Source organism: Devosia sp. (assembly GCF_028290645.1).
GTDB lineage: Bacteria > Pseudomonadota > Alphaproteobacteria > Rhizobiales > Devosiaceae > Devosia_A.
This window is the reverse complement of sequence record NZ_JAQGJL010000371.1, coordinates 1-8019: the sequence shown is the minus strand read 5'-3', so window position 1 is coordinate 8019 and position 8019 is coordinate 1. Positions and strand designations below refer to the sequence as shown.

The following is an 8019-nucleotide window of genomic DNA, read 5'->3' as shown; positions in this document are numbered from 1 at the left end:
AGTCATGCGCAGGACGCATGGCCCCCATACGAGGGTTCGGGTTGATTGGGTCAGCACCTCCGACCTATATCCCGCGTCGACGGCAGCTGAGCGCTTCTCCCTCCTCCTCCTCGCGCTCGTTGTTGTTCCTCCCTGCAGATAGCAATGTCTGCAACTCGGCCCCGCTCTCCCCTCGAGCGGGGCCTTGTTTTTTCTCGCCCCCGACAATGCAGTGAAGTCCGCAGCCGCCGAGCCGCGGCGACGTCATTGAAGGGCAGCATGGCTGACCTTACCTGGACAAACTGCATAGCTGGCATGTTGATGCCTGCATTGTGGACCAAACGGTCAAAGTGCATATTGTGACTGTCGATGTGAGCCGCGCCGTATCCTCCTCCCTCGGTCCTGCTCTGCGACACCGGTTCGAAGTCGTATCCTCCTCCCTCGACTTAGAACCATCGGCAAATGGCGTATCCTCCTCCCTCGTCCATTTGCCACACTTTCGATTTGGACTTCGGTCCTTTTCATTGGGCTCCATCTTCGGATGGAGCCTCTTTTTTGCTTGGCGTTCTTGCTGCGACGCGTCGCCTGCGACCGATCTGGCGCTGAGCGCATGGCTGACGCTCCGACTTCGCGTTTGTTTCGAATCCGCCGCTCCCCGATACTGGCGGTCGAAGGATTGCAGCCTCTCCTCCCTCTGGCTGCGTTCTTATTGGCCGCCCGCTTCGGCGGGGCCGGCCGCTGAAGGCCCCGCTCATCCCCTCGAGCGGGGCCTTTTTGCATCCGGTGCTTCGGTGGCCGCTCGGCCTCGCTCCGAGGAGCCTTGACCAAAATCAGTTCCCAGGGGCGATCCCGGCGCTAGATTGAAGGGCCGCTCCCTTCTCGAGGCAGATTCGATGGCACAACCGCTCCCGACGATAGATCTGCCTTCGGGCACCAGTTTCCCGGTGCTCGGCCAGGGGACCTGGCACATGGGCGAGGACCGGCGAAAATATGCCCAGGAGGTCGCCGCCCTGCAGCGCGGCATCGACCTCGGCATGACGCTGATCGACACAGCCGAAATGTATGGCGACGCGGAGCTGGTCGTCGGCGACGCGATCAAGGGCCGGCGCAGCGAGGTCCAGGTCGTCAGCAAGGTGCTGCCTTCGAACGCCAGCCGCGCCGGGACCATCGCCGCCTGCACCCGGACCCTCAAACGGCTCGGCACCGACTATCTCGACCTTTACCTCCTCCACTGGCGCGGCGGACACCCGCTCGTCGAGACAGTCGCCGCCTTCGAGGAGTTGAAGTCCGCCGGTGCAATCCGCGAATGGGGCGTCTCCAATTTCGATGTCGCCGACATGGAGCAACTCTTTGCCTTCGTAGACGGCGGCTACTGCGCGACGAACCAGGTGCTCTACAACCTGGCAGCGCGCGGCATCGAATACGACCTGCTGCCCTGGTGCACCTCCCACCGCATGCCGGTGATGGCCTATTCGCCGCTTGGCCACGACTCGCGCCTGTTGCAGCATCCCGAATTGCAGCGTATCGCCCGCGAACATGACGCAACCCCCGGACAGGTGGCGCTCGCCTTCGTCGTCAGCCAGGACGGCGTCATCGCCATCCCCAAGGCCAGCCGGGCCGAGCACGTCGTCGAAAATCGCGAGGCCCTGAACATCGAGCTGACCGACGACGAACTGGCCGCGCTCGACGTCGCGTTCCCACCGCCGCGCAAGAAGCAGCCGCTCGAGGTGCTCTAGGCAAGCTTGCTGCAGCAACTGAAGCCCCGCTTTTCTCTCCTGGAGCGGGGCCTTTTTTCGCCTGCGAAGCAGACTTGCCCGGCATTTCCTGCCGCCGGACCCAAAACGGGGGTCCGAACTCCAGCATTTCCGGGGCTGTGCGCTGGCACGCGGCCTGCATGGTGATGCACAGGCATCAGGAGATCCCCATGACCAGCGTCGGTACCGTCAGCCAATCCCTGAGCTATGCCCAGATCCTCGCCAATGCGCAGAAGCTGACCCAACCCGCCGCCGCCACTACCCCGGCCAACTCCACCGAGCCGGGTGCTACCAACGTGACCCTCTCCGATGCCGCCAGGGTAGCGCTGACGCTCAAGGATTTCGCCACCGTAACCACCGACGCCCGCACGACGATGGACAAGCTCCTCGCCGACGCCAAGCTCACCAGTCCCTTGCAGGACGGCGCCCTCGCCTTCGACCTCAGCAAGGTCGATCGCCGCGAGCTCTATGCCATGAGCACCAACTCCGGCCAGCGCTTCACCGCCGACGAGCAGAAGGCCGCCGCCATCGAGCTGCAGGGCCGGTTCGACCAGGCGCTCGCCGGCCCCACTGCCGTCGGCCGCGTCACCGGCGGCATGAAGGGTCTCTATGTCGCCGCCCTCGCCTATTACGACGCCATGGGCCCCGAGGAGAAAGCCTCCGCCGCCTATGCCGACCAGCGGGCGGCGCTCGAGGAAATGCTCGAAAAGCTCAAGTCCGACCCCGCTACCCTGCCCGGCACCGTCGCCAACGATCCGGTCAACGAGTACATGGCGCGCCTCGCCGCCGGCGAAACCGGCGAGTTGCGCGACATCACCGACGTCGCCGCCGACGCCCGCGCCACCCTCGACGCACAGTACAAGGAGAGCGGCACCAGCAAGCCCGACTACTCCGACTTCGACAGCCGCTCCCTTGCCGCGGTGGCGCTGAATTCCGCCGCCAAGTTCAACCCCGCCGAGGTCCGCGCCGCCTCCACCGAAATGCGCTCCCGCTCCGGCACCGCGCTGCTGCAAAGCCTCAAGTCCGCCGGCAACGGCGACCCCGCCGCCTTCGCCCAGAACGTCATCTCCCTCTACGGCGCCATGAGCCCCGAAGAACGCGCCGCCGCCGGCTGGTCCGAAAACCTCTATGCCGCGGCCGTCGCCAACTACCAGACCGCCAGCAAGCTCGGCTCAATGCTGGCGCAAGCGACTGGGTCACCGGTGTTTGGCGGCAGCGAGAGCGGCTCGATGAGCCTGATGGACTACCTCTAGGCCGGCGCGAGCCGACCCCCAACCCTGTCCCCCCACTGGGCAGGAAGACCAAAACACGAGCGCCAGTGTAATCGTCTCCCTCCCCCTGTTTGGGGGGAGGGGACAGGGGTGGGGTCCACAGCCACCGGCCCTCCGCGTCAACCCCCGAGATGCCGCGAGTAGACCGTCAGCTCACCCTGGCGCAGAAATCCTGGATCCGCGCCACCGCATCCTCGAGCTGCGCGTTCGCCGCGGCGTAGCTCAGCCGCATGTGCCCGGCCAACCCGAACGCGGAGCCATGCACCAGCGCCACACCGGTCTCCTCGAGCAGCGCCAGCACGAAATCGGCGTCGCTGTTGAGCGCCCTGCCCCCGCCCGACGTCTTGCCGAGCAGCCGCTTCACCGAGGGGAACACGTAGAACGCCCCCTCCGGCGTCAGGCAATCGAGCCCGGTATTGGCGTTGAGCCCCTTCACCACCAGGTCGCGGCGCCCCTGGAAGATGTCGCGCCAGCCCTTCAAGAACTCCTGCGGCCCGTTCAGCGCCTCGACTGCCGCCCATTGCGAGATCGAGGACGGGTTGGTGGTCGATTGGCTCTGCAGCTTCAGCATCGCCGCCAGCAGCGGGCGCGGCCCGGTGCAATAGCCGATGCGCCAGCCGGTCATGGCGTGCGACTTCGAGACGCCATTCATCGTCAGCGTGCGCTCGCGCAGCTGCGGCTCCACTCCGGCGATGGTGGCGAAGGTGCCGCCGTCATAGACCAGCACTTCGTAGATATCGTCGGTGAGGATGTGCACCTGCGGATGCCGCAGCAGTACCTCGGCGAGCCCCTTGAGCTCATCGGCCGTATAGGCCGCACCCGTCGGGTTCGACGGCGTGTTGAGGATCAGCCACTTGGTCCTGGGCGAAATCGCCGCCTCGAGCGCTGCCGGTGTCAGCTTGAAGCCGGTCGTGGCATCGGCCACCGCATAGACCGGATCGGCGTCGCAGAGCCGCACGATCTCGGGATAGCTCACCCAGTACGGCACCGGGATCACCACCTCGTCGCCCGGGTTGAGCGTCGCCATTAGCGCGTTGAAGATGATCTGCTTGCCGCCCGAGGAGACGAAGCAGTCCGCCGCCTCGACCGGCAGGCCGTTGTCGCGCCGGAACTTCGCCGCCACCGCTTCCTTCAGCTCGGGGATGCCGTCGACATTGGTGTAGTGGGTCTTGCCCGAGTTGATCGCCCGGATCGCTGCCTCTCGCACATTCAGTGGCGTATCGAAATCCGGCTCGCCCGCGGCGAGCGAGATCACGTCTTTGCCCTCGCGCGCCATGTCGGCGGCCTTGCGCGAAATCGCGACGGTGGCGGACGGCTGGATGCGGCTGAGTGCTTCGGACAGGAAGGCCAAGATCGTCTCTCCGGTGAAAAAAGGCCGGAAAGCTCTACGGCTTCAGTGCCCGCCGCACAACCAGTCGATGTGGCGGAAAGCTCTGATGCTTTCGGCGCACGAGGATCAGACTCCCATGCCCGGCTGCTTCAGCAGTTGCACGCCCTCTACCCGCCAGCCGTTCGGCTCTTCGGCGAGTTGGTAGAAGGCCTCGTAGAGGCTCTGGTCGTTGCCCACCAGCCGCACCTCCTGCACCACCGCCTTGTCGCCCGTCATCCGGAACTCGCCGAAGGTGTGCGATCGCGACTCCATGATCGGCGAATAGCCCGACGTGATGATGGCCACGAAGAATGCCTCGGCTGTGGGGAACATCTTCTGGAACCCGGCCCCGGCATACTGGAAGGCGCCCGGCGCATCCTTGATCCGGAATGCTTCGATCTGGCTGGTGATCACGCTCTGCCAGGGTTCAATTGTGGCGGGCGGGGCCACCGCGTCCTCCGCCTGCGCCACGGTGCCCACCAGCAGCAACAGGCCGAAAAACCCTGTCGCCAACGTCCTAAACACTTGCATCGCCCACCTCCATCCGGCGCTCCGCGGGCACGCCGCCACACGATTGCCTTCAAATCGTCCGCCCTTGACCGCTATAGCAACGAAACATCCGCGCATTCGGAGGGTCTCTTCACTGCCTTGTGAAGCAACGAGTTAGCGAGTCGCCCATGTCGCCCACCAGGCTCCCCAAGTCTAAGCCAACGTGGCAACTGCCCCGCCCGCCCGTTTTCAAGAACGCTTTGACCGCAGCGACGGCCATCTCTTTCTCGCTGACCTTCGTGGGCGCCGGAATCGCGTTGATGCTCGGCATCATCCCGCCGCGCGCCATCACCGGCGCGGGCGATGTGGACATGGCCGTGGTACTGCTTTTTGTGCCACTTTGCGCATTGCTTTTCGCAATCATCGCCGAAGTGGTCCGCGCCAGTCTTCGCGAGGGCCTGCGCCCACCCAAGCCGCGCCAGTCCAACCCGCTCTCGGCCTGGAAGCCGGGGCACGACGAGGGCTGAAAGCATCGATTCAGCGCGTTTGCCGCTGATCCGTTCATCTTCCTGTTAGTTGCGATAATCTAAGAACGCGGGTGGCGCTTACATCGGCCCGCTACGCGCCGTGTCCCCTTTGCCCCAAAGGCAAAGGCCGGGCATGGCGTCAAACCCATTGCGACTGAGGAACTCGACATGACCCCTATCGATCTTGCCCCGCTCGGCCGCCTTCGCCCGATGCGAGCCCTGCTGCTGGGCACCGCCCTTGGCGGCATCGCCGCCACCGGGGCTTTCGCCGAAACGCTGTCCGTTACTGACATCGCCATCGGCGATGGCGCCCTCTACACGCTGAACGTTCCGACCGTGGAGATCGTCGACGGCAACCTCAACGAAGGTACCGTGCGAGGCCTCTTCACCGGCGCCCCCGATGCCTTCCAGCCGCTCGCGACCCTCACCGCCAAGTCGGTAACCATCCCCGAGATTTCCTTCTCCTACAAAACCGCGCTCGAAACCGGCGCGCCGGCCGTCGTGACCTACCGCGACCTGACGCTCACCGACGTGGTCGATGGCGTGGCCGCTTCGGCGGTCGTCGGTTCCGCCGAGTTCACCGGCGCAGAGGGCGCCACGGGCACCTTCGGCGAGATGTCCACCGGTCGCTTCGATCTCGGGGGCCTCCTCGGCTTTTACGGCCTGGCCCGGGCGCCGGCCGGTACCGGCGAGATGAAGGAGATCTACTCGGACTTCAAGTTTGCCGGCGGCACCTTCGGTGCAGTCGACATGTTCAGCTGCGAACTCGGCGCCGCCGAACTAGGCGGCTTCAGCGCCCGTCCCCTCAAGCAGAACATGATGGAAATCAACGGCCTCATCATGGAGGCCGAGGCCGCCCAGAAGGCCGGCACGGAATTCCCGCCGGACAAGGTCAAGCAGCTGGTTAACTTCTACACCGACCTGCTGACCGCCTTCTCGACCACGCCGGGTACGTTCGAGGGCTTCGAGTGCTCCGGCAAGGACGAGAAGGGCAAGCCGGTGAACTTCGCCTCCGGCCCCATCACCGCCGGCGGATTCGAGCCGGCAAAGTATCCCGAGGTCTCGCTCAACGATTTCCAGATCGATGTCGAGGGCGACGGCCACGTCAACTTTGGCAACTTTACGTGGAAGACCATGGACTTTTCGAGCGCCATCGCCACGCTGGAAGCAGCCGCGACGCTCGACGAAGCCTATTTCGCCGCCAATTGGCGGAAGCTGGTGCCCTATTTCGACGGCTTCAGCCTCGCCGATCTCGATGTCGATATTCCCGATCCGGAAGCGCCGGGCAAGCGCGTCACCGGCACGCTCGGCGCGTTCGATGCAACCCTCGGCAACTATTTCAACGGCGTCCCCGCCGATATCGCCCTGACCCTCACCAACTTCATCCTGCCCGTCACCCCCGACCTCGAAGGGCTCCCGGTCGCGGACCTCCTCGCCCGCGGCATCGACCAGCTCGACGTCTCGCTCGGCACCAAGCTCCGCTGGGACCAGGACGCCTCGACCATCGTCGTCGACGACGTGCTAATCGACCTCGGCAGCCTCGGCCGCCTCAACCTCTCCGGCACTTTCGGCAACGCCACCGAGGCGCTATTCTCCGACAACCCCGACGAAGCCACCGCGGCCGCAATGTTGATCACCCTCCGCGATGTGACGCTCGAAGTCGAAGACCGCGGCATCGGCGCCATCGCCTTCGCCGCCGGCGCCAAGGACGCCGGCCAGCCCGAGCCAGCCTTCCGCACCGCCGTCGCCGGCATGGCGCAGGGCATGACCCTTGCCTTCCTCGGCAACACCACGGAGGCCCTGACCGCGGCCCAGCAGCTCGGCACCTTCCTCACCGGCGCCTCGCACCTCAAGCTGACCATCACCGCCAACGACGAAGCCGGCATCGGCCTCGCCGACCTCGCTGCCGCCGAAACCAACCCCGCCGCCCTCGCCGGCAAACTCACCGTCGTCGCCGAAGCCAGCGGCGAGCCGGTGGAGCTGCCGATGGTCGAGGCCGAGTCGGTCCAGGATCAGAAGCGCGACCTGAAAGCCCCGGCCGCGCAGTAACCCAGCGCCGGAGACGAGCCGTCTCCCTCCCCCTTTTGGGGAGGGATCAATGGCGGGGCAGCCCCACGTTCTCCCGGCTCATACATGCCAAGACTATCCGACTATTGTCCCTCCCTCACCTTTGGCGCACAATGAACGCCTGAGAGGAGGACTGACGATGCAAGTCGAGACTATCCTTCAATCCAAGGGCCATACCGTCTACACGGTCGAGGCCGGCGCGCCGCTCTCCGAGGCGGTCCGCATTCTAAACGCCCACAAGATCGGCGCAGTGGTCGTCGTCGACGCCAAAGGCAAGGTCGCCGGCATCCTTTCGGAGCGCGACATCGTCCGGCGCCTCGACAAGAATCCGGTGGAACTGCTCGCCTCCCCGGTGCGCAACGCCATGACCACCAAGGTCATCACCACCACCTCGGCCGCCCCGGTCGCCGACCTGATGGAACAGATGACCCGCCACCGCATCCGCCACATCCCCATCGTCGAAGGCGGCAAGCTCGTCGGCATCGTGTCGATCGGCGACGTGGTGAAGCGCAAGATCGAGGAGGCCGAGCAGGAAGCCATGGCGCTGAAGGAATACATCGCGT

7 protein-coding genes are annotated in these 8019 nt (G+C 65.4%); 5 read left to right on the top strand and 2 right to left on the bottom strand.

Features of this window, described 5'->3' with window-relative positions:
• Nucleotides 1-872 precede the first annotated feature (872 nt).
• Both JWQ89_RS19735 and JWQ89_RS19730 read left to right on the top strand, forming a co-directional pair.
• Complete coding sequence (locus JWQ89_RS19735) at nucleotides 873-1715, top strand: aldo/keto reductase (protein WP_299643874.1); 843 nt, start codon at nucleotides 873-875, stop codon at nucleotides 1713-1715.
• 188 nt (nucleotides 1716-1903) lie between these two features.
• On the top strand, nucleotides 1904-2986 hold the full coding sequence (locus tag JWQ89_RS19730; protein ID WP_299643872.1) for a hypothetical protein: 1083 nt from the start codon (nucleotides 1904-1906) through the stop codon (nucleotides 2984-2986).
• A gap of 166 nt (nucleotides 2987-3152) precedes the next feature.
• Here JWQ89_RS19730 and JWQ89_RS19725 read toward each other — a convergent pair whose 3' ends face one another.
• Both JWQ89_RS19725 and JWQ89_RS19720 read right to left on the bottom strand, forming a co-directional pair.
• On the bottom strand, nucleotides 3153-4355 hold the full coding sequence (locus JWQ89_RS19725) for a pyridoxal phosphate-dependent aminotransferase (protein WP_299643869.1): 1203 nt from the start codon (nucleotides 4353-4355) through the stop codon (nucleotides 3153-3155).
• 105 nt (nucleotides 4356-4460) lie between these two features.
• The gene (locus JWQ89_RS19720; RefSeq protein WP_299643868.1) at nucleotides 4461-4904 is read right to left on the bottom strand and encodes a DUF4864 domain-containing protein; all 444 of its coding nucleotides are present in this window, start codon (nucleotides 4902-4904) and stop codon (nucleotides 4461-4463) included.
• Nucleotides 4905-5122: 218 nt separating this feature from the next.
• Here JWQ89_RS19720 and JWQ89_RS19715 point away from each other — a divergent pair, with 218 nt between their 5' ends.
• The 3 genes from JWQ89_RS19715 to JWQ89_RS19705 all read left to right on the top strand — a co-directional run.
• Nucleotides 5123-5389, top strand: coding sequence for a hypothetical protein (locus JWQ89_RS19715; protein WP_299643865.1), 267 nt, complete (start codon nucleotides 5123-5125; stop codon nucleotides 5387-5389).
• Between the two features lie 168 nt (nucleotides 5390-5557).
• Complete coding sequence (locus JWQ89_RS19710; protein WP_299643863.1) at nucleotides 5558-7438, top strand: hypothetical protein; 1881 nt, start codon at nucleotides 5558-5560, stop codon at nucleotides 7436-7438.
• Nucleotides 7439-7595: 157 nt separating this feature from the next.
• Nucleotides 7596-8019: CBS domain-containing protein (locus JWQ89_RS19705; RefSeq protein ID WP_299643861.1), on the top strand; the 424-nt coding region annotated here is incomplete at its 3' end.